At 35.2% G+C, this 23,300-nt stretch carries 12 protein-coding genes, 1 tRNA gene and 2 pseudogenes; 9 read left to right on the top strand and 6 right to left on the bottom strand.

Going from position 1 to position 23,300, the window contains the following annotated elements; genetic code table 11:
• Nucleotides 1-451: 451 nt before the first annotated feature.
• Nucleotides 452-3,124, bottom strand: coding sequence for a GUN4 domain-containing protein (locus tag WJM97_RS09075; RefSeq protein WP_353932713.1), 2,673 nt, complete (start codon nucleotides 3,122-3,124; stop codon nucleotides 452-454).
• Nucleotides 3,125-3,456: 332 nt separating this feature from the next.
• Entirely contained in the window at nucleotides 3,457-4,476 is a 1,020-nt protein-coding gene (locus tag WJM97_RS09070) for an ABC transporter ATP-binding protein (RefSeq protein WP_353932712.1), read from the bottom strand.
• 213 nt (nucleotides 4,477-4,689) lie between these two features.
• On the opposite strand from WJM97_RS09070, the gene WJM97_RS09065 reads away from it, so the two are divergent.
• Nucleotides 4,690-5,976 (top strand): AAA family ATPase, encoded by a 1,287-nt coding sequence (locus WJM97_RS09065; RefSeq protein ID WP_353932711.1) that lies wholly within the window; start codon nucleotides 4,690-4,692, stop codon nucleotides 5,974-5,976.
• Nucleotides 5,970-6,704, top strand: coding sequence for a hypothetical protein (locus tag WJM97_RS09060; protein WP_353932710.1), 735 nt, complete (start codon nucleotides 5,970-5,972; stop codon nucleotides 6,702-6,704). Before WJM97_RS09065 ends, WJM97_RS09060 begins: the two co-directional genes overlap by 7 nt.
• 53 nt (nucleotides 6,705-6,757) lie before the next feature.
• Here the strand turns inward: WJM97_RS09060 and trxB are convergent, their stop codons facing one another.
• Nucleotides 6,758-8,119, bottom strand: coding sequence for a thioredoxin-disulfide reductase (gene trxB / locus WJM97_RS09055; RefSeq protein WP_353932709.1), 1,362 nt, complete (start codon nucleotides 8,117-8,119; stop codon nucleotides 6,758-6,760).
• Nucleotides 8,120-8,396: 277 nt separating this feature from the next.
• On the opposite strand from trxB, the gene WJM97_RS09050 reads away from it, so the two are divergent.
• Complete coding sequence (locus WJM97_RS09050; RefSeq protein WP_353932708.1) at nucleotides 8,397-9,740, top strand: class I SAM-dependent methyltransferase; 1,344 nt, start codon at nucleotides 8,397-8,399, stop codon at nucleotides 9,738-9,740.
• 35 nt (nucleotides 9,741-9,775) lie between these two features.
• Here the strand turns inward: WJM97_RS09050 and WJM97_RS09045 are convergent, their stop codons facing one another.
• Nucleotides 9,776-10,747, bottom strand: coding sequence for an FkbM family methyltransferase (locus WJM97_RS09045; RefSeq protein ID WP_353932707.1), 972 nt, complete (start codon nucleotides 10,745-10,747; stop codon nucleotides 9,776-9,778).
• 608 nt (nucleotides 10,748-11,355) lie between these two features.
• Here WJM97_RS09045 and WJM97_RS09040 point away from each other — a divergent pair.
• From WJM97_RS09040 to WJM97_RS09030, 3 genes are all read left to right on the top strand, one after another.
• A complete protein-coding gene (locus WJM97_RS09040; protein WP_353932706.1) occupies nucleotides 11,356-11,877 on the top strand; it encodes a type IV pilin-like G/H family protein in 522 nt (173 codons plus the stop codon).
• Nucleotides 11,878-11,991: 114 nt separating this feature from the next.
• A complete protein-coding gene (locus tag WJM97_RS09035; protein ID WP_353932705.1) occupies nucleotides 11,992-14,223 on the top strand; it encodes an O-linked N-acetylglucosamine transferase, SPINDLY family protein in 2,232 nt (743 codons plus the stop codon).
• 28 nt (nucleotides 14,224-14,251) lie between these two features.
• Complete coding sequence (locus WJM97_RS09030; RefSeq protein WP_353932704.1) at nucleotides 14,252-16,477, top strand: O-linked N-acetylglucosamine transferase, SPINDLY family protein; 2,226 nt, start codon at nucleotides 14,252-14,254, stop codon at nucleotides 16,475-16,477.
• Between the two features lie 104 nt (nucleotides 16,478-16,581).
• Here WJM97_RS09030 and WJM97_RS09025 read toward each other — a convergent pair.
• Nucleotides 16,582-17,301, bottom strand: a pseudogene (locus tag WJM97_RS09025) (RtcB family protein); the annotation flags it as partial.
• A gap of 514 nt (nucleotides 17,302-17,815) precedes the next feature.
• Nucleotides 17,816-18,277 (bottom strand): annotated as a pseudogene (locus WJM97_RS09020) (RtcB family protein); the annotation flags it as partial.
• A 243-nt stretch (nucleotides 18,278-18,520) separates the two neighbouring features.
• On the opposite strand from WJM97_RS09020, the gene WJM97_RS09015 reads away from it, so the two are divergent.
• From WJM97_RS09015 to WJM97_RS09005, 3 genes are all read left to right on the top strand, one after another.
• The gene (locus WJM97_RS09015) at nucleotides 18,521-19,249 is read left to right on the top strand and encodes an HAD family phosphatase (protein ID WP_353932703.1); all 729 of its coding nucleotides are present in this window, start codon (nucleotides 18,521-18,523) and stop codon (nucleotides 19,247-19,249) included.
• A gap of 34 nt (nucleotides 19,250-19,283) precedes the next feature.
• Nucleotides 19,284-19,356, top strand: a tRNA-Ala gene (locus tag WJM97_RS09010).
• A gap of 671 nt (nucleotides 19,357-20,027) precedes the next feature.
• Nucleotides 20,028-23,162 (top strand): GAF domain-containing protein, encoded by a 3,135-nt coding sequence (locus WJM97_RS09005; RefSeq protein WP_353932702.1) that lies wholly within the window; start codon nucleotides 20,028-20,030, stop codon nucleotides 23,160-23,162.
• The last annotated feature ends 138 nt before the right edge of the window (nucleotides 23,163-23,300 follow it).

Raw genomic sequence — 23,300 nt, 5'->3', positions numbered from 1 at the left:
TGTGTTTGTCTGATAATCGTTTAATTGGTATACCCTACAGTAGTATACTTTATTTTGAAATTGATCCATTACCGGAAAAAGTTCCTAATAATATTTTGAAGGATGTTATTTTATTGTCTGAGAATTAAAATAGCAAAACATTATTGTAGGGTGTGTGAGAACAAAGTTCGTAACGCACCATTCTTAAATTTGCAATTAGTTGTGAAAATTGATCAACCAACCTAATCTAAAACTTACCAAAATCACGATAGTTTGTAATACTGTAAAAAGACTAAAACTAAGAGTTTGATTTTTTTCTCTTTGTAGCTGAACTTGGGAATTATAAACTTCCAAATATTTACCATTTTCCTCTAAAATAGTCTTTGCTTCTGCAATACCAAACCTAAAATAGTTATAGTAGAAGTTTGACAGTTTTCGGAGACATCTAAATATTATCTGCGTTAATCTGCGTCTATCTGCGTTCAATTATATCCATGATTTCCTCACAATTAGAAACACAACCTTGAATATTCCAATCCGTTGCTATTATCTCCTGTTTATCACCAACTAAAATCACAGGTATCTCCTGGAAATTAAAATCAAAATCTATTCTCTGTGAACTCTGAAAACTCTGAACATCAATCACCAAATAAACAGGATAAGAAATAGGATAACCTACATCACCATTAATCAAAAAATGATCAGGAATAAAAGTACAAGTTTTAGACAAACTAAACAGAGATAATGAAATATGGATGTTGTTTCTAGTTCTTTGTTTCAATTTATGAGTTAATGATTGATAATCAAAACCAGAATCATCAGGATTAATAATTTCATCTTCTGGAAAAAACGAACAAAGAAATTGTGGATAATATCTAACAAAAGCAACTAAATTTTTACGTTGTTCTAAATTTAAACCAATCGCCAAAAATCTTGTTTGTGGTATATTTATTGCCGAATTTACTTGAGATATATCTTGAATTTGATAATTTATTCCCAAAGTTTTAGCGACGATACCTAATAAAACATCCTCTGAATAAGGTTTAGTAAAACGACCAACAATATCATATATATTCCAGAAATTAGGACGCATTCTATCTGGAAGACGACTACTAAGAATTGCAATGGGAATATTTTTTAACTGTTCATCTTTTTTCATTCTGCTGACAAATTCAATACCATCCATTTTCGGCATTTCTACATCACAGAAAATAAAATCACAGACTAAATTATCCTTTAATTTTTCCCAAGCATCTAAACCATCCCGCGCTGTTATTACTTCATAACCTACTTTATGAAAATTCATTGCTAATAATTCTCTCACTGTAATAGAATCGTCAATTACCATAATTCTTGGTTTTCTACCATCTAAAATAACTTTTGATTCTCTTCTTACTTCTATTTTTGTATTATCAGAAAGAGTAATATTTACAGTAGATAAGTTAGCCTGTTTATATTGTAGTTGATTCCATTCTTTACCTATGAAATGAGTCATTTTTAACCCAGATTTTGTAGTAATTAAATTTATAAAATTACAGTTTTCTAAAATAGCTTCTTGCCAATTACTATAACTACCATCACTTTTTTGAAAATCACAATTATTCAATCTACTATGATAAAAACTCGCTCCCCAAAAATCAGCACATCTAGCGTTGACATTTTGCCATTCACTTTGATCAAACACTGCTCGCAAAGCGTAACATTGGAAAAAATTAACTGCTATAAATCGAGAATAAGTAAAAATTGTTCCTTCTAAATTTGCTTTTTGGAAACAAGTATTTTCACCCTGGACATTCTCTAAATTAGCTTCGTAAAGATTGGCAGAATGAAAGTTAGATTGATTTAATTTACAACTACTAAGATTACTATGACTTAAATCAGATTTGATAAAATAACAACCTGATAAATCTAAACCTTGTAAATCAATTCCTCGTAAATTACCCCGGCTAAAAATACGCTCACCTTTAGATATAGCTTCTATCACTTCTTCTCTATTCCACTGCTTCCCTGCTGGAGAAATTACCCCAAATCTTTCTAATTTATCTTCTAACTCAAAAATTGCGACCCAACCTACACCACCTCCACCCATAATACCACCACCATAAAAATTTGGTTTGGTATAATCTCGCCAATAAAACCAAGGTAAATGACCAGATGGACAGTCTAAATTAAAGTTTACCTTGTTCACATCATAAGGAATAAAAATTTCATGACGACCAACTTTTTTGGCAAATATTTCTTCATCCAGATCATTTTCTATATCTAGCTGATAATATATTTGCCACTGGACACTAAACCCAAACTTACCTTGAGAATAATACACCCATAAACGGTCAATTTTTTGTAAAATATCCGCTTCTATTTCATCTAAATTATAATGAATCCAACCAGGATTTTTGACATCTTTGGGTGTTTTTCCACGGAAAAGAGCAAATGTAATTTCATTAGCTGCTTGCCAATTTCCTGCGGCTAAAAGATGTTCTAATTCGGTGAGTAATGTTTGTTTAGTGTATGTTTGATTGGCTTTTTTTTCTAAAGATTGTTCAATTAGAATAATAATAGCTGTGGCAATTTTTTCTACTGAATTCTTTGTATTATTAATATCTTGCCAAGCTGTTAAAGCTGTTTCAGTATAAGATTGATTTCTCAACCATTCAGAATTTGCTGTTAACTCTGCATAAACCGTCTTCGCCGCCCCTCCAGTACATCCTACGGGTATAACTATTGCCCCTGCATTCAAAGCCCACTGTGCTTCTTGTAATGCTCCTGGACCACCTTCCAACAGTAAATACACGGGTGCTAAATGAGCTAAAACCCATCTGCGTTGTGGAAATGTATCGCCGGCTGTGAGATTTTCCCCATATTCCCAAGGTATAAAACCTTTAGGTTGAATGTGCAAAATGCGGGAGGTACTTTCTGGTTTTTGGTGTCGCCAAAAGCTTCGGGATAGGGCTTCTGGTACACCGGAAACACCACCTGTTAACATGACAATATCCTCTATTTGCGCCAGTTTGCGGCCAGTGGTTTCACAAATAGCAGGGGTAGAATGATTCCAGAATGAGGTACTACCAATTACAGCAACTCGTCGGTGAGTGGTGAAGTTATTTTTTAATTCAGTGATTAAATCGTCCAGTGGAGATGACATCGGTGAGTAAATTTTCTTTCCTAGTATTTTCTCAGATGGTACTCGATGAAATAATTATATTGTGTGTGACAGATGACAGTATCAAAAGTGTCTTTAAAAATTTTTGGTAGTTCCATTGACATGAGTATATAAATTAAAACTAATAGTTGGTTCTGTCTTTATGAATTTTTGATGTTAGTTATTGATAATAAAAATGTTTTTTATATTGTTTGGTTAGATCCAGATTATTTACTTTATTCTTAGAGGAAGTTTGAAAAGTTTTCGGTAATTGATAATTAGCAATTATTCCCAATCACTAATCACCAATTACCAATCACCAAACAAAAATCACTCTATCTCATATTTTGCTTTTTCTCAGCTTTTGGATCACGATTTGCTACAGCAGCTAATTCTGCATCCATTAAAGTTTTACCAGTTGCAGCTAAATAAACATCATCTAAACTAGGACGAGATTGGGCAATTCCAAAAATAGGTAAATCTGCCTTATTTAACGCTTGTTGAATAGTAATTAAAGCGTCATTTTGGGGAGTAACTACTAAATTTAAAGAGTTACCTTGGGCGTTATTAATGATAATTTCTTGGACAAAAGGTAAGGCTGAGAGGATATTTTTGGCTTTTTCCGCTTCTTCGGTGGGTGAAAATTCGCGGATGCGTAAAGTAATGCGATCGCCTCCTACTTGATCTTTTAACTGAGAAGGTGTACCCGTAGCAATTACCAAACCCCGGTCTATAATTGTGACACGATCAGCTAAAGCGTCAACTTCTTCTAAATAGTGGCTGGTGATAACAACTGTAGTACCCGCAGCGCGTAACTTTCGTAAAAATTCCCATACCACAAAACGGCTTTCTATGTCAAGTCCTACAGTGGGTTCATCTAAAACTAAGACATCTGGAGAATGTAACAAACCAGCGGCCAAGTCTAAACGCTTGCGTAAACCACCGGAATAAGTGCCAGTTTTCTTATCTGCGTATTCCTGTAAACCAAGTAAGTCTAAAACATTATTAATGCGTTCTTTGATAACCTTACCGGGGAGGTGATAAAGTGCTGCTTGCAGTTGTAGCAGTTCTCGACCAGTTAAAACCTTATCTAAAGCGACTTCCTGAGCGACATAACCCAGCTTTTGACGTGCTAGTTTAGGGTTATCAAGAACAGATATTCCCGAAACTGCGATTTTGCCAGAGTCGGGGGTTGTGAGGGTACACAAAGACCGGAGAGTGGTAGTTTTTCCTGCACCGTTGGGACCGAGTAAACCAAAGATTTCTCCTGGTTCGACCTGAAAGGAGATATCCTTAACAGCTTCAAAAGTACCGTAGCTTTTTTTTAGATTTTCGATTAAAACCGCTGAGGTCATGACAGCTATAAATCCTAACTATACATTTCGCAACAATCTATCTTTATTGTACGAGTTAGACGTTAGCTGTGATGAGTTCAGTTCTACAATTATGGGAAAATCTCTGGTGAGTGTGGGAAGATGGAGAAACTACAGAGTCACAGAGGACACACAGATGTTATGTAATGGGTAATTGATCATAGGTAATTGATAATTAGGAAAAGGTCAAGGTTTATGAATCAGACTACTTTACAGTTTATTGAAAATAAAAATTATAAAAATTTGTCTTTACCGCATCCTGTGGAATTAGATAATTTGAATATTTTTATCGGTTCTAATGGTTCAGGTAAAAGTAATTTTATTAGTTGTTTAAAATTTTTAAAAGATTGTTTAACTACTATTTCTGATGAAAGTCGGGGTGTTAGTAGTTTTGAAGATGCAGTGAGCAAAATTGGGGCTGAGAGAATTTTAGATAATAGTGTAGACAGTCCTGCGGTTATTAATTTTAGCTACTGTTTTTCTGCAATTGAACAAAATCATGAATTGAAAGATAAAAATATAAAACTTGAATTCAATATCTATGTTAATCGAAAACAGCATATATTGATTCTTGAGAGAGAAATTTTATCAGATTCATCTGGATTTTATTTTTATGTTTTTGATGTAAATAATAGAAATATATCAATTTCTGATCAAGAAGGGCAAAATCATGTGATAGAGTTTGATTCTAATTCTAATTATAATAGGATTTTTAAGAATGTTTCAGTTTTAGGGCTTGATGTACTTCCATTATTCCTTGAAAGCAGCAAATTACGTCCTTATTATACACCTGCTTATAAAATTAGAAGACATTTAATTGATTTTATTTCCAAATGGCAATTTTATAACGCCAATAATATGGACTTGAATCAAATCAGAACTTCAGAACCAAAAATAGGAGGAAGAGATATTTATTTATCTGCTTCTGGGGATAATTTACCTTTAGTTTTAGATAATTTAATTCAGGAAAATATTGACTTTGAAGATAGTATTAATCAAGCTATGAAGTCAATTTTGCCTAAAACTCGTCGCCTTCGTCCTATCCGTTCGGGAAGATTATCTTTAACTGTAGAATGGTATTTTGAGGATAGTAAAGAACCGTTTTATCTAAGTGAAATGTCTGATGGAACTGTGAGAATGTTATGTTGGGCGACTATTTTATATTCTCCTGTACTACCTTCATTATTAGTTATTGATGAACCAGAGTTAGGTTTGCACGTTTCCTGGATGCCAATTTTAGCAGAATGGATTAAACAAGCTGCTAGAAAAACTCAAATTATTATCACTACACATAGTCCTGATTTGTTGGATCATTTTACCGATTGTTTAGAAAATGTCTATTGCTTTTATTCTGAAAATCAAACCCACTTTTCAATAAAAAGACTTAATCAAGAAATGCTAAATGATAAACTAGAAGAAGGTTGGGAACTCGGTGATTTATACCGGGTTGGTGATCCGACTGTGGGAGGATGGCCATGGTAATTTGGGTTTTTTCTGGTGGGGGAGAAGCTGAAGTTGGGATTAGGAATAAAGATAAAAGGGATGAAGGAGGACTAATTAAATTTTTACAAAAAAATTTTCCTGATTGTACATTTGTTCGCAAAACACCAGCACGGATAAAACCGGGACCTAAACCTGGTAAATCTGTTGGTTATGGTAAAACAGGTAAAAGTTTGATTGATCAAATAAGTAAAGAATTACCTATTGCTTTAAAAAATGAACCTAATAAATGTGATTTAATTTTAGTATTTGATGATTTAGATTGTCGAAATCCTATTTTACAAAAGGAAAAATTTTTAGTAGCAATTTCCAAAATATCTGGAACTAATGAAATAGAAAAATTTGTTGGTTTTGCTGCACCGGAAATAGAAGCTTGGATTATTGCTGATTGGGATAATTCAATAGGTAAAAATCCCGATTTTCGGGGTAGACATGAAAAAATGCGTTGGTGGTTAAGTACCCAAAAAAATATTCCCTTTGATCATCCTGAATCTTTTAGTGAATATGATTATAAAAGAGATTGTTGTCAAGAAAAATTATCAGAAGCATTAGTAGATTCAAGCACTTTAGCAGAGTTTGATAGTAGTGACACAAGATTTTCTAAAGGTTATCACACCCCCTTGCTTTTATTAGAAATAAGACCTGACGAAGTTCAAAGAAGATGTCCTTTATTTCGGGAACTCTATCAATATATTCATAATTTTTGCTAAAACCCTTGTAGAGACTTTCCATGGAAGGTCTCTACATTCATTTTTGGGAATGTCTATGACAAATTACTTTCTATTAACTGCCGATATTCACTTTTTTGTTTGACTCCTTTTAACTCTTTCACTAATTCTTTATCCTTAAATATCTGGACTGTGGGTGTGCCGACAATTCCCGCATTAGCAGCAATATCTTGATCTTGGTCAATATCAATTTCTACAAAGTGAATTTTACTGTCAAATTCATCCACGACTTTATTTAATATTGGTTTCAAAGTATGACAGGGACCACAACCAGGAGACACATATTTTACTAACAACACGCGATCGCTTTCATGGAATAATTTTCTTAACGCATAACCTCCATGATGGCGGGTATTTTCTAAATTAAATTCCGCTGCGGTTTCTGCTTTTTCGGTTTCTGGGTGGGGTGTTGTTCCCTCAACTTGGGTTTGATGGAATTCATGAATTAAATCCTTTGCTGATAACCATCTTTCTGCTAACATAGCCGCCATACAACCAGTTCCCGCAGCGGTGATAGCTTGTCTGAATTCATGGTCTTGGACATCACCGGCGGCATATACTCCCTCTATACTGGTTTTTACACCTCCATCTTGGGTGGAAATGTACCCCACCTCGTCTAATTCCAATTGTCCCTGAAATAGCTCTGTATTGGGCTTGTGACCAATGGCGTAAAATAAACCCTTAGCTTTAATAGTGCTTTCTTCCCCAGTTTGTTTATTAATAATTTGCACACCTGCCATTTCTTCCTTACCGTAGACATCTACCGCTTCGGTGTGCCAATGTACTTTAATTTTTGGGTTACTCAAAACCCGGTCTTGCATAGCTTTAGAAGCCCGCATTTTTTCAGAACGGACTAATAAATGGACTAAAGAACCATATTTAGTTAAATATATTGCTTCTTCTGCGGCTGAGTCTCCCGCACCAATTACTGCTAACTCTTGCCCACGAAAACAGGGTGTTGCCCCATCACAAATGGCACAAGCGGAAATTCCCCGACTCCAAAATTGTGTTTCACTTGGTAAACCTAAACGTTTAGCTGTTGCACCGGTAGCTATAACTAAACTATGGGCTTTTACTTCCCTTTCTTGGGAACGGATGGTAAAAGGACGCTGACTCAAATCAACGGATATCACATCTTCTGTATATAATTCTGCTCCCCACCGTTCTGCTTGTGCCTTCATGTTATCCATTAATTCCGGCCCGGTGATACCTTGGGGAAACCCTGGGAAGTTCTCAACCTCTGTAGTTGTCATCAGTTGGCCACCGGGTAAACCCCCTTTTTGGAAACCTTCAAAGACGACGGGTTTTAAATTTGCCCTTCCTGCATAGATAGCGGCGGTGTATCCAGCGGGACCAGAACCGATAATTACTAAGTTTTCGACAGGGGAATTAGTCATAATATTATACAAACTCATAACGACTACGTTTTAATTAGTATAGCATAGAGTAGGTGACAGGGAACAGGGAACAGGTGACAGTGTGAAAAGAATGTAGAGACGTTCCATGGAACGTCTCTACAAAGGTTATAGAAAACGCACATTGAATTTTTACCAGATTTCTCATTAATGTCAGAAGTCGGGAATCGAAATAGATGTTGAGTTAAATTAAATATCTGCACATAAATTATTAGTATCAGCTAGTATCATAGTCAACAAATAATTAGGAGGAATTACCATGAATACATCTAACTCAGAACTGTGGGATAAAATTCGTAATCAATTTGATAGCGCACCTTATCCGAATTATGCTTTGGATAAATCACCGAAAGAAGAGTATAAATATCTGTATATTCATAGTTTAGTTACTGCTTATTATTTAAGAAATCAAAAAGTTATAGATACAAAAGACAAAATTATTTTAGATGCTGGATGTGGAAGCGGTTATAAGTCCTTAACTTTAGCAGAAGCTAACCCTGGTGCGAAAATAGTTGGTATTGATATATCAGAAGAATCAGTTAAACTGGCACAAAAAAGATTAGAATATCATGGTTTTGATAATGCTGAATTTTATACTTTATCAATTTATGATTTACCTCAATTAAATTATCAATTTGATTATATCAATTGTGATGAAACTTTGTATTTTTTCCCTGATATAGCTTTAGCATTAACAGCCATGAAAGATGTATTAAAGCCAGAGGGAATTATTCGTAGTAACATCCATAGCTCGCTACAAAGATTTGGTCATTTTCGCGCTCAAAAAGTATTTAGTATGATGGGTTTGATGGACGAAAATCCAGGAGATATGGAAATAGAACTTGTTCATGAAATCATGAATTCTCTACAAGAAAATACAGAAATTAAGACAAAAGTTTGGAATCCTAATAAAAGTTCCTCTAAAGGAAAAGATGACCAGCAAAGAATATTAATGAACTACTTATTACAAGGAGATAAAGGCTTTAATATTAATGATATGTTTTCAGCATTCAGGACAGCAGACTTAGAATTTATTAAAATGGTAAACTGGCGACAATGGGACTTAATGAACTTATTTAAAGAACCAGATAACTTACCTGCTTTTTTGGGGATGAGTTTACCAGAAGCTTCTATAGAAGAACAACTACAGTTATTTGAATTATTACACCCCATTCATAGATTACTAGATTTTTTATGTGGACATCCCCAAGCAGGAAATACCTTTATACCCATTGATGAATGGACAAATACAGAATGGGAAAATGCTACAGTACATCTACATCCACAGTTTAATAATCCCATTGTTATCACAAATGTGATTGCTTGTGTGAGTGAAGGTAAAACTTTCCCAATTCGTAAAGATTTAGCTGTAACAGAGGACTTTGTTTATGTAGATAGTTCAATGGCACTTTGTTTGTTTTTCTTATTAGAAACATCTTTACCGATGATGTCTTTAGTAGAAAAATGGCAACAGTTTAGACCACTTGATCCTTTGAGTGGAGAACCGATAGAAAAAGTTAAAGTTTTTCAATTATTACAAAAGCTGCTGTTAGTCCTAGAAAGTTTCGATGTGATTATGTTAGAAACCAAATCTTCATTGTAGTAGTGAGCGATTAATCGCTCACTATAAACTTGAGTTTATTTATTGAGATAGGGACGAATATTATTAACTACAGCTAAGGAATCTAACCCGGTTTCTACTAATGCCGGTAATTCAGATAAAATTTTCATAATCACCGCTGCAAAGTTGTATTTTGGATTATCTCCATAATTAATCGTTAAGTATTCTAATAATTCTAACGCGTAATCGAAAAATCCCAAAGTATCAGCTATACAAGCTAATTTGAGGATCTTACCTGGTTCTTTCACCGCAGGATTGAAATTTATCCCTATAGGATCTTGTAGATAAAAGGCATCTGCCCATAATAGTTGTCCAGGGCGATTATTTGATATTATGGGTGAACTAGCGCGAGCGCAATAGGCACTTGCTAACTCAAATAATTGAAAACCATTTTTTCTGAGATGGATATCCACATCTGCAAATAAAGGTTGATTTAAATATAAAGGGGAAAACTCAACTTCAATCTGAATTCCTAACACTCCACGACTTAAAATTTCCGATGCTCCCTGTAAAACTTCTAAATCTGCACCTTGGACATCTATCTGAAGAAAATCTATACTATCAATTCCTTCCGCTTGACAAAAAGTATCTAATGTAGTGGTTTCAAGTTCTATCGTAAAATCTAAGTCCATTAATTCTGATAGATAGGCAAATCGTGAGATAAAAGGTTCATTAGGTTTATACAGCGAACTACACGCATGATCTTTAGTTACATACAAAGTTGACTCACCTACGGACTTACCCAATGCTAGGGGGATATGCTTTTCAGTCCAATTTATACCCCGTGCTTCCAACTCTGCTTCAGCTTCTTCACAAGCATCTGCATCTGCATCGAAACCATAAATAGTCAAGTTGGGTGCAAAAATGTTCCAGTCTCCAACGCCATAATCATCTGCGGATGAGATTTTGCGAGAACCGACATTACATATAGTGATATGAACCTGGTCAAGATGACCTTGTGCTTTCAGGGTGGGAACAAAAACAGGCATGATTTTTGAGGATAAACAGATAATTTGCTGGAACTGAACCTGACTGTACTATATATAACCAAAAATCGCAGGTTGGGTTCAGCGGTAGCGCAACCCAACACTATCTTATATCTTCAATCATGTTGGGTTTCCTTGGGTCAATCTCAGAGGTTGTTTGAAAAGTATTAAATAGAACCAATAATCACCAAAAACCTAACCCCCCTACCCCCCTTTCCTACCAGGGAATGGGGATTTTAAAGCCTCTCCAGTAATAAAAGTAATTCCTTTCCCCTCTCCTTGTAGGAGAGGGTTAGGGAGAGGTAGGGGAGAGGTTTGGAGAGGGGTTTAATTTGTACTTACGTCAACCTACTATACATAAATGTTCATTTTTATCCCTAAACCAACAATATCAACTAGGAGAGAAAATAATTTTACTGTTTTTATTTCCAGGTGTCGTTTTCTGGAAAGTATTCTATATCAAGGTTTTAGGCTATTTTGGCAGCATTTTTTCACCCCTGAGACAGATGGTAAAAAAAATTTTTTGCTGGGGATGATATGAAACTGATCAGAACTGGGTAAGTTCTTCTCATAAGGAAACAAACAACACTCCCCTCGAAAGGAAAACTACTATGAAAACTGAACTAAAAGCTAAATTCATCCAACACATCATTGGTAAAAAGAAAGATAGCGAAGGTTTCACCCTGATTGAATTGTTAGTTGTAATCATCATCATCGGTATTCTATCTGCTATTGCTTTACCTTCCTTCTTGAACCAAGCTAACAAAGCTAAACAGTCCGAAGCTAAAACCTACGTTGGTTCTTTAAACAAAGGTCAACAAGCTTACTTCACTGAGAAGAGTACATTTGGTACAGCCGCAGATGTTTTAGGTGTTGGTATTAATACTTCAACTGTTAATTATGACTACCTATCCGCCGGTGGTTTGACACGTGCTGATAGTTCTGGTGCTAGTAAAGTTGCTGTTCTCAGAAGCTATGGCGGTGCGGTAGAAGTACGACCTGTTGGTGGTAACAGCAATGACTTTACTAGTGTAGCTATTCTTTGCGAAAATGATGTTCCTGGCGCTGTTGCTGCTATCGCACCAACTGATGGTACAACTTGTGCTGGTGGTAGTACCCAAGTTGGTACCTAATTAGCATAGTTTAACTTAACTTTTCTAAATCTAATTTATTAATATAGTGAAAGGCACGATTAATCGTGCCTTTTCTGTTAGTATATTGTTCATAAAATAGACAAAAAAATAATTATGATTAATCAGTTAGGGAAAAATCAAGAAGGCTACCAATATATTATCCAAGGTAATTACCAGAAAGCAGCCAGTTACTTTGAAAAAGCTATTGAAAATGAACCAGAGATTAAGATTAATTACTGGTATTTGGGATTATGTTTAATTTTACAAGGTGAGGAAGAAGAAGCTACCCTAACTTGGTTTTTAGGGATGGGTGAAACAGAAGATGAAGCAGAAATTGAACTTTGGACATTAGAATTAAGTCAAGTATTACGGGAAGAAGCGGAACGACAAGAACAATTAGATGAGAAAAAATTAGCTTGGACAATTCGCCAACATTTGAGAAATATCAATCCCACAGATATTAATAACTTATTTGCAAGTATTAGATTAGCAATTGCATTAGAAATATTAGATGATGACTATTTAGATGAGTTAAATATTATTGAAATTCTCGAATCAGTACCTGATTATCATACAATTGACTCTAATTTAGTTGTCAAAGTAACTCAAGAGATTCTAGAATTTACACCTTTAGAAAAGCATGGTGTAGATTTAATTAGAATCTTCACCAATATCATCAAAACTCAAGGTCAAAATATCAATGAGTTTATTTATGCCATCATAGCTGGTTCTGTGAAGATCATGAGCTTTTTCACCAGACATAGTTATGCAGCCCAAATACTTGAGGTGTTATTATCAATAGCTCCTGAAGAACCAGAAATTTTAATTCCCCTCAGTACAGCCTACCAAAATGCACGTCAACATCTTGAAGGAATTAATACTGCGAAAAAGTTAGTTTTATATTCTGAAACTTTAGCACAAAAAATCTTTGCTAATCATGTCTTAATCAGAGCATTAATGACTTCAACAGGGTATTGGGGTGAAGCTTGTGCAGCTATCAACAGACAAAAAGAATTAATCTCCGCATTAATAGAAGAATCTCCAATCATAGAGGATGATTTATTTGTATTACGCTTATTTACTTCGATGTTCTTTTTACCATATTTTCAAGACGAACCGGAAAAAATTCGTCCTCTGCAAAATGAATTAATGAATCTGTCTCTGAAGAATATAGAAATTTCTTCTCAAGATACTATTAATAAATACCGTTATAACCAACCCATCAACAGCAAAAAAGATAAAGTTTTAAAAATTGCTTATATGTCTAGTTGTCTGAGACAACATTCTGTAGGCTGGATTTCTCGCTGGTTATTTACTCATCATAATCGAGAAGAATTTAAGATTTATTCCTATATAATTAGACCTACTGCAAATGACAATGGACTGCAAGAGTGGTTTATAGAAAAATCTGATCAATCATCTAGTTTTAGTTCCAATGATAAAAGAGAACTAATAGAGCAAATTCAGAAAGATGAAATTGATATTTTAATAGATTTAGATAGCATGACTTTTGACTATGCTGCTGAAGTCTTAGCAATTAAACCAGCACCAATTCAAGTTACCTGGTTAGGTTGGGATGCTGCGGGTTTATCAACAATTGATTATTTTATTGCTGATGATTATGTCCTGCCAGAAAATGCCCAAGATTACTATCAAGAGAAAATCTGGCGTTTACCACAAACCTACGTTGCAGTTGATGGTTTTGAGGTGAATGTTCCGACTTTAAGAAGAGAAGAATTAGATATTCCTGATGATGCAATTATTTATTTCGTCACACAAAGTGGTTATAAACGACATATTGACCATAGTAAATTGCAAGTAGAAATTATTAAACAAGTACCAAATAGTTATTTACTAATTAAAGGATACGCTGATGAGGAAGCAACTCAGAAATTTTATGAAGAAATAGCAGAATTAAAAGGTGTGGATATAAATCGCTTTAAGTTCCTACCTATTATGGCTACAGAAGCTATTCACAGAGCTAATCTTACCATTGCTGATGTGGTGTTAGATACTTTTCCCTACAATGGTGCAACCACAACCTTAGAGACTCTGTGGAGAGAAATTCCTTTAGTTACCAAAGTCGGACAACAATTTGCAGCTCGTAATAGTTATGGAATGATGATGAATGCGGGAATTACAGAAGGTATAGCTTGGAGTGATGAGGAATATGTGGAATGGGGTGTGAGGTTTGGTAAAAATGAAAATTTAAGAAAAGAAGTGACTTGGAAATTAAAACAAGGAAAAAAGAATGCACCTTTATGGAATGGTAAACAATTTACCCGTGAAATGGAAAAAGCCTATCGGCAGATGTGGGAAATTTATGTTGATAACTTAGATAAATAGATACTTTTTAGGAAAGGGAAAAAAGACCATGAATAATCAGTCTATGAAAGTTGAAGAAGGATATCAATATATTATTCAAGGTGATTATCAAAAAGCAGCTAATTACTTTGAACAAGCTATTGAAACTGAACCAGAGCTAAAACTTAATTACTGGTATTTGGGATTATGTTTGCTATTACAAGGTGAGGAAGAAGAAGCTACCCTAACTTGGTTTTTAGGCATGGGTGAAGCAGATGATGATGCAGAAATTGAAGTTTGGACATTAGAATTAAGTCAAGTATTAAGGGAAGAAGCAGAACGCCAAGAACAATTAGAGGAGAAAAAATTAGCCTGGACAATTCGCCAACATCTGAGAAGTATTAACCCTACAGATGTTAATAATTTATTATCGAGTTTTGATTTAGCTATTCAATTAAAAATCTTAGATGATGCGTATTGGGGTGAATTAAATCTTCTGGAAACTCTGGAATCAATCTCTGATTATAACCAGATTGACTCTAATTTAATTTTAAAGGTTACTAAAAATATTTTAGAGTTAACACCTTTAGCGCGTTATATATTGGACTTTATTAAAATCTTTACTAATATCATTAAACATCAAGACCAGAATATCCGTGAGTTTAGATATATTGTGGTTGCTGGTGTTATCAATATCAGGAATGTTTTGAAAAGAAATTATCATGCAGCCCAAATTCTAGAAATTTTATTACCAATAAGTCCTGAAAATCAAGATATTCTCTTACAATTAAGTACAGCTTACCAAGATTCATATCAATATGAACAAGGAATTAATACTGCGAAAAAATTGATTTTGTATTCAGAGACATTAACACAAAAAGTATATGCTCATCAAACATTACTCCGAGCATTAATGGCTTCCACAGGGTATTGGGATGAGGCTTATACTACTATTAAAAAACAAGAAGAATTAATTGCTGCGCTGATTGCAGAATCTCCCGTTATTAATAACAATGCCTTGATATCACGCCTATTTACTTCGATGTTCTTCTTTCCATATTTTCAAGATGAACCCGCAAGAATTCGTCCTCTGCAAAATGATTTGATGAATTTGTGTTTGAAAAATATAGAAATTTATGATCAAGATATTATTAAACAATATCGTTATTCCCAGCCTAGTAATAAAGAAAAAAATAAAGTTTTAAAAATCGGCTACATATCCAGTTTTCTTAAACAGCATTCAGTAGGTTGGATTTCTCGCTGGCTATTTACTCATCATAATCGGGAAAATTTTCAGATTTATTCCTATATGATGTTACCTACTAAAAATGATGATGGCTTACAAGATTGGTTTAGAGAAAAATCAGACAAATCATATAGTTATGGTACAAATCAAAATCATGAAGTTGTTAAACAAATTCATGAAGATGAAATTGATATTTTAGTAGATTTGGATAGTTTAACTTTCGACCTTTCTGTGGAGATTTTAGCAATTAAACCAGCACCAATACAAGTTACTTGGTTAGGCTTAGATGCTTCGGGTTTATCAACGATTGATTATTTTATTGCTGATGATTATGTCTTGCCAGAAAATGCCCAAGATTACTATCAAGAAAAAATCTGGCGTTTACCACAAACCTACGTTGCAGTTGATGGTTTTGAGGTGAATGTTCCAACTTTAAGAAGAGAAGAATTAGATATTTCTGATGATGCAATTATTTATTTCGTCACACAAAGCGGTTATAAACGACATCTTGACCATAGTAAATTGCAAGTAGAAATTATTAAACAAGTACCGAATAGTTACTTACTAATTAAAGGATACGCTGATGAGGAAGCAACTCAGAAATTTTATGAAGAAATAGCAGAATTAAAAGGTGTTGATATAAATCGGTTTAAGTTTTTACCTATTATGGCTACAGAAGCTATTCACAGAGCTAATCTTAGTATTGCTGATGTGGTGTTAGATACTTTTCCGTACAACGGTGCAACCACAACTTTAGAAACTCTGTGGAGAGAAATTCCTTTAGTTACTAAAGTCGGAAAACAATTTGCAGCCCGTAATAGTTATGGAATGATGATGAATGCAGGTATTACAGAAGGTATAGCTTGGAGTGATGAGGAATATGTGGAATGGGGAGTCAAGTTAGGTAAAGATGAAAATTTAAGAAAAGAAGTGTCTTGGAAATTAAAACAAGGGAAAAAGAATGCACCTTTATGGAATGGTGAAAAGTTTACTAGGGAAATGGAAAAAGCCTATCGGCAGATGTGGGAAATTTATGTTGATAGTAAATAGTATTTATATCATAATAGTGGTAAGAAAGCGACACTATAACACTCATAAAAAGAGGGTTTAGCATTGCTAAAACCCTACTAATTTATTCTACAAATCAGGTAAATTCAACCTTTAACACAGAGAACTTGTTTGAGGGTTGCAACTACTTCTACTAAGTCTGCTTGGTTTTCCATTACCTGTTCAATGGGTTTATAAGCACCGGGAATTTCATCTAAAACTCCTGTATCCTTACGACATTCTACCCCTTCTGTTTGGGCAATTAAATCATCTAGAGTATATGATCTTTTAGCTTTTGCTCTGGACATTAACCGCCCAGCACCGTGGGAACAAGAACAGAAACTATGAGCGTTTCCTTTACCTTTAACAATGAAAGATTTTGCTCCCATTGAACCAGGAATAATCCCATAATCTTCTTGTTTAGCTCTGACTGCACCTTTACGAGTGACATACACTTCTTCGCCAAAATGTACTTCTTTTTCGGCGTAATTATGATGACAATTTACTTCTAATAAAGGCTTAGTTGTTTTACCTCCATTCAGATGTTTTTCGATGATTTTTTTAAACCGTGACATCATTACATCTCGGTTAAAATGTGCATAATTTTGCGCCCATTGTAAATCTCGCCAATAGGCTTGAAATTCCGGTGTTCCAGTTACGAAATAAGCTAAATCTGGATCTGGTAATTTCTCACCTGCCATTTTTGCTAGTTGTTTAGCTGTGTCAATATGACATTGGGCTAGTTTATTACCAATGTTCCTTGAACCGGAATGTAACATTAGCCAAACTTGGTTCTCTGTATCGAGACAAACTTCGATAAAATGATTCAATTTGTTACTAATTGCCTGTTAAGCTTATTCAGTCTCCACAGTCTAAGTTGAATACTGTTTCGACTTCTACTTAATACTTCCATAATAGAAGAATTAAACGGTATCAGATTCTGGAAAGCCCACAATATATCTTCATCTTGCTTATGAATTTCTATACTTAAACGACCTCGATCACGAGTGTTATTGTATAAATTACCATCAGTTTGAATGAAGCCGAATAGGTAGGCATAATCAGAGTGATTGAGTGTGATATTAGTGGTTTCCATAATTCCACAATATCATCAATGAAAGTGGCAATTGATCAAGTCATTTCTGCTTGATTCTATACCTTCTTGTTCGGTATAGTTCGGAGTACACCTTCATCCTCATAAATTGACTAATATATCAGGATGCCCAAGTCCCTCTACTCTCTACGGGGCGTTTTACCGCTTCCCTCGGTATTAGCATCTCAGCTTTCACCGATTTGGACGAGTTTTTAATCCTACATTACTGTAAGATGGGGCAATTTTTCACCCCCACCCAGAGAACCCATTTGTTTCATGGCTTTACTTTCTAAGTCTTGCACCCCACGATGTAAGTCTTGGAAATTACTCCAGCGTTGCCAATTTGTGACTGATTTTTCAACTTTATCATTAGCATTAAATCCGGTGGGAATTGCTGCTTCAATATCTTGGCGAATTTTCTTGAGTTTTCCTGCTAATTGTTCACCTGTAAATGGCGTTTTTATGGCACTCATACCGCAACCAATATCTACCCCGACAGCAGCGGGCATAATTGCTTCTTTGGTGGCAATTACTGAACCGACTAATGCTCCTTTTCCTAAGTGAACATCGGGCATTAAAGCCACGTGTTTAAATACAAATGGCAAGGAGGCAACATTTTTTGCCATTTTGGTTTCATCGGAGGCTAAGGGATGATTTGCCCAAGATAATACAGGTGATGGTGTGTTAATTCCTAGTTGTTCGTAAGGCATAAAATTAAGTCAAAAGTAAAAGATTAATTTTTCCAAAGATTTAGTTTTTTGTCTGCATGGTAATTCATAATTTGAGATTTTACGACTTTTATATTACAAATATACTACATAATATATTTACCTGTCAATAGGGCAAAATCAAAAACCCAGTTTATTAACTTTTACTGGGGTCGGGGTTGGTAGTGATGCTGTGGTAATATAATTAGGGCTTTGCCAACATTATTCAGTTTTTTGTATAGTGGCATGAGTTTAAAAGCGGTATTATTAGATTTCAATGGTGTCATTATTAAAGATGAACCAATTCACTTAAAATTGATAGATGAGATTCTGTTACAGGAAAATTTGCAACCACAAAAGCCCCTTGAACGTCAAACTTGTCTGGGTAGGAGCGATCGCGCTTATTTTCAAGACTTGCTCAAACATCGTGGTAGGTTGGTAACAGAAGAGTATTTAGTTCAGTTGCTTAACCGTAAGGCTAAAGCTTATGTGCAGGAACTAGAAAAGCTAGAAAAGTTACCTTTGTATTCGGGAATCGAAGATTTAATTTTTCAGATGCGATCGCAAAATCTTAAACTAGGTTTAGTTAGTTGCGCGCTACATCAAGAAATAGACACTGTTCTACAACGAGCTAAACTGAATGATGTTTTTCATGTCATCGTTGCTGGTGATGATATTAGAACCTGTAAACCCCAACCAGAGGGTTATTTGTTGGCTGTAGAAAAATTAAATCAAGCATATCCAGATTTAAATCTGCAAAGTCAGGAATGTTTAGCTATTGAAGATACTCCTGATGGGATTCAAGCAGCAAAACGCGCTCAGATGCAAGTTTTAGGAGTTGCTAACACCTACCCCTTTCATATGCTACAACGCCAAGCGAACTGGACGGTTGACTATTTAACTGATTTAGAATTAGAACGGGTGCGGGAGATTTTTTCGCAACAAGATGTGAAAATTGTAGATTCTGAGTGTTAAGATGTAATTGCTATTTTGACTTCAGCATCCGCAAGGGGAATTAGCTCAGTTGGTAGAGTGCTGCGATCGCACCGCAGAGGTCAGGGGTTCGAGTCTCCTATTCTCCATTTGTACATCAAATTATTATTGTCACTTTTAAAGAATTATTGTCCAACAATAGCATCACAAGTGACCAAGCTACGCATTTTCAGGACTTTCAGGCATTTATCCGGTTTTAGAGAATTTTTGCTTAACAGGTGACAAGGTGGCTAAACAGCTTGTTTCATAAGGGATAGAGCCTGAAAGCCGCGTTGCAAAAACCAGTCTGCGTACTATTCGGACTGATTTACCCAGTTTGGCTCCCTTTGTCTTTCTCCATAGGTAATGGGTTAGCGAAGCTTACCGAAGGTATCGCATCGAGTAATTTTGGGATTAATTCCAATACTTCTTTATCACCTGCGGATAGTTCAGTGATAATCTCACTTTGAGATTGTTAAGTTACTGACTTAAATTTCTATCGTCAATAGCATTTGCTGGCCGATTATGCCACAATTTTATTTAGTTATATTTACAGGGTGTTGCTAGTCAGGTCAGTAAATTTGCTCATATCAACCTCTATGGTTTGCTAATGTGCAAGTTAAAAAGAAAAAAAAGAGCAATTTTGGCTATTTTAACTATTTTGACTTTCCTGATACCACGTTAAAAATATGAAAATTTGCAGTAAGTAATATTAGAGTTGATATTCTCAAATACCTTTAATAAAGATAAGTGCTTAAATTAAAGTTTACAAGAGGGAACAATGGCAGGAACTATACTTTTAGTAACAAATACATTAGCATCTAACTATTACATACCACATGGACATTGTTATCTGTGGCAAACTCCCTTAGTGGGACTACATTTAGTTAGTGATTTATTAATTGCGATCGCCTATTTTTCGATTCCGGCAATGTTAATCTACTTTGTCAAAAAGCGCGAAGATATTCCTTTCTCTAACGTTTTTATCTTATTTGGTGCATTTATAATTCTTTGTGGTGTGGGGCATCTTTTAGATATTTGGACATTGTGGCATCCTAACTATTGGATATCTGGGATTGAACGCGCTCTTACAGCTTTAGTTTCTTGTTATACTGCTTTACAATTAGTGGAATTACTACCGAAATTTTTAGCCTTGAGAACTCCAGAACAGCTAGAAAAAATTAACCAAGAACTACAACAGCAAATAGCAGAGCGAAAACGAGCGGAGGAAACCTTACAAAGCATTGTGATAGGAACTGCCACTGTTACTGGCGAAGAGTTTTTTAAAGCTCTAGCACGAAACCTCGCGGAAGCCTTAAATACCAGCTACGTGCTAGTATCTGAATTTGCCGATAATTCCCAGCAAAAATTACGTACAATTGCTTTATGGAATACTACCGATTTAGTAGAAAATATTGAATATGAATTAACGGGAACTCCTTGCCAAGTAGTCTTGGAAAAAAAAATGATATGTTCCTATGCAAATAATCTTCAAGAATCGTTTCCCAATGCCCCATTGCTAAAAGAAATTGATGCTCAAGGCTATGTAGGTATACCACTACTGGATGTAAATCAGCAAATAATTGGCAATCTTTGTATTATTGATGTTAAACCTGTAATTACCAATGAGCGAACCCAAGCCATTCTCAGTATCTTTGCTGCCCGTGCTGCCGCTGAATTACAACGTAAGTGGGCAGAGGAAGAAAAACGACAAGCTTATAATAGTTTAGAAACCAGAATCAAGGAGCGCACAGTAGCTTTAGTTGCTGCCAATAATGCCCTAGAAAATGAAATTAGTGAACGTGTGGCCGTAGAAACAACTTTAAGAGTGATGGCAGAAAGGGAAAAAGCCATCAACGGCATAATTTTACGAATGCGCCAAACCTTGGACTTGGAATCTATTTTTACGGTGACAACCCATGAATTACGCCATACTTTAGCTTGCGATCGCGTCCTCATTTACCGTTTTAACCCAGACTGGAGTGGCAAATTAGTCTCGGAGTCTGTGACTGAAGATTGGAATATGATGCTCCCAGGCAGGGCAGATGATCCCCAACTTACCCAGGTAGCTGTGGATGATCAGAACTGTATAACCACTAAACTGAGTACAGCAGAAGTAATCAGTCGTGATACCTATTTAAAGGAAAACCAAGGTGGTTCATTGAATAAAAAAAATAGCTATTGCTGTGTTACCGACATATACACCGCTGGGTTTAACGATTGCTATTTGAATCTACTCGAAGAGTTACAAGCTAGAGCTTATATCATTACTCCCATTTTCTGTAAACATCAACTGTGGGGTTTATTGGCAGTTTATCAAAATGACCAACCCCGACAGTGGCAAAATGCAGAAATAGGAATTGTCACCCAAATAGGTAATCAATTAGGAGTAGCTGTACAACAAGCAGAACTATTTGCCCAAGTCCAGAAACAAGCAGAAGAATTACAAATAGCCAAAGACGAAGCAGACGCAGCTAACCGCGCCAAAAGTGAATTCTTAGCTAACATGAGCCATGAACTAAGAACTCCACTGAATGCTATTCTTGGCTTTACTCAATTAATGCAGCAAGATCAATCCTTTAGTTCTGACCATCGCAGATATATTGAAATTATTAATAACAGCGGTGAGCATCTGCTCTCCCTCATTAATGATGTGTTAGAAATGTCTAAAATTGAAGCAGGAAGAACAACACTATGTGAAACAGAATTCGACTTACATAAACTACTTTTTTCCTTAGCCGCCATGCTGCAACTCAAAGCCAAAGCTAAAGGTTTAAAACTAAACTTTGACTATGATGTGAATTTACCACAATATATTAAATCTGATGAAAATAAACTGCGCCAGGTATTAATAAATTTGCTGGGTAATGCAATTAAGTTTACAGCAAAAGGAAGTATTATTCTACGAGCTAAACAAATAAATGATCATCAAACAGGAGAATCCAATTCTTCATCAATGATCAATCTCAAATTTGAAGTAGAAGATACAGGATTAGGTATTGAATCAGCAGAAATTGGTCAATTATTCCAACCATTTCAGCAAGCAAAAGCCGGACAAATATCTAAAGAAGGAACAGGTTTAGGTTTAAGAATTAGTCAGAAATTTGTAGAATTAATGGGGGGGGAAATTACTGTCAGCAGTCAAGTAGATAAAGGTAGTTGTTTTAGCTTTAATATCCAAACCAGTATAGCCCAAGAAAAAACCGATGATAAATTATTAAACTTTGATGATGTGGTGGGTATTGCTCCAGAGCAACACTATCGCATTTTAATAGTTGAAGATAATGCTACTAACCGACTACTACTGAGACAAATTTTAAAGAATTTAGGTTTAGAAGTACATGAAGCCGAAAACGGACAAGTGGCAATCGCTGTCTGGCAGGAATACAAACCAGATTTAATCTTTATGGATATGCAAATGCCTATTCTTGACGGCTATGCAGCTACTCAACAAATTCGTTTCCAAGAGCAAGAATTAACAGTGGGAATAAAACCCGAAAAAACAAAAATTATTGCTCTGACTGCCAGTGCCTTTGCTGAACAGCGACAACATACATTAATGGCAGGTTGTGATGACTTTGTGAGTAAACCATTCCGTCGAGAAGAAATTTTATCAACCCTTTCTGAACACTTGCAGATTCAATTCCTCTATCAAAAACATCTAGAAAATGAGAATATTCAAACCACAACCGAGCAACCAGAATTTATACTTGACAGCACTGTTTTAGGAATTATGCCTAGTGAATGGATTAATGAATTAAATTTTGCCGCTGCTCAAGGTAATGATGATAGATGTATAGAATTAGTTGCAGAAATTCCCACCGCTCAAACATCCCTAATTGCAGCATTAACAAAATTAATTGAACACTATCAGTTTGACCAATTAATGATACTCACTCAAGTAAGTAATAAGTAAACATTCAGCTATCAACTAATCACAGCAAAGATTTACAAATATTAATTGTATGCAAATGTTTTGCTAATGTTTGTTATGATTTTTTGTGTTCCAGTCCTCAAGGTTATTGCTGATTATTGAACTCCCCAGGCAATATTT

Source organism: Okeanomitos corallinicola TIOX110 (assembly GCF_038050375.1).
Lineage (GTDB): Bacteria > Cyanobacteriota > Cyanobacteriia > Cyanobacteriales > Nostocaceae > Okeanomitos > Okeanomitos corallinicola.
This window is presented reverse-complemented; position numbering and strand designations above follow the sequence as displayed.

Bases quoted from the DNA above. Each gene is read 5' to 3' on its own strand.
- WJM97_RS09075 (WP_353932713.1), bottom strand. From the start codon at position 3,124: ATGTCATCTCCACTGGACGATTTAATCACTGAATTAAAAAATAACTTC.
- WJM97_RS09070 (WP_353932712.1), bottom strand. From the start codon at position 4,476: ATGACCTCAGCGGTTTTAATCGAAAATCTAAAAAAAAGCTACGGTACT.
- WJM97_RS09065 (WP_353932711.1), top strand. From the start codon at position 4,690: ATGAATCAGACTACTTTACAGTTTATTGAAAATAAAAATTATAAAAAT.
- WJM97_RS09060 (WP_353932710.1), top strand. From the start codon at position 5,970: ATGGTAATTTGGGTTTTTTCTGGTGGGGGAGAAGCTGAAGTTGGGATT.
- trxB (WP_353932709.1), bottom strand. From the start codon at position 8,119: ATGACTAATTCCCCTGTCGAAAACTTAGTAATTATCGGTTCTGGTCCC.
- WJM97_RS09050 (WP_353932708.1), top strand. From the start codon at position 8,397: ATGAATACATCTAACTCAGAACTGTGGGATAAAATTCGTAATCAATTT.
- WJM97_RS09045 (WP_353932707.1), bottom strand. From the start codon at position 10,747: ATGCCTGTTTTTGTTCCCACCCTGAAAGCACAAGGTCATCTTGACCAG.
- WJM97_RS09040 (WP_353932706.1), top strand. From the start codon at position 11,356: ATGAAAACTGAACTAAAAGCTAAATTCATCCAACACATCATTGGTAAA.
- WJM97_RS09035 (WP_353932705.1), top strand. From the start codon at position 11,992: ATGATTAATCAGTTAGGGAAAAATCAAGAAGGCTACCAATATATTATC.
- WJM97_RS09030 (WP_353932704.1), top strand. From the start codon at position 14,252: ATGAATAATCAGTCTATGAAAGTTGAAGAAGGATATCAATATATTATT.
- WJM97_RS09015 (WP_353932703.1), top strand. From the start codon at position 18,521: ATGAGTTTAAAAGCGGTATTATTAGATTTCAATGGTGTCATTATTAAA.
- WJM97_RS09005 (WP_353932702.1), top strand. From the start codon at position 20,028: ATGGCAGGAACTATACTTTTAGTAACAAATACATTAGCATCTAACTAT.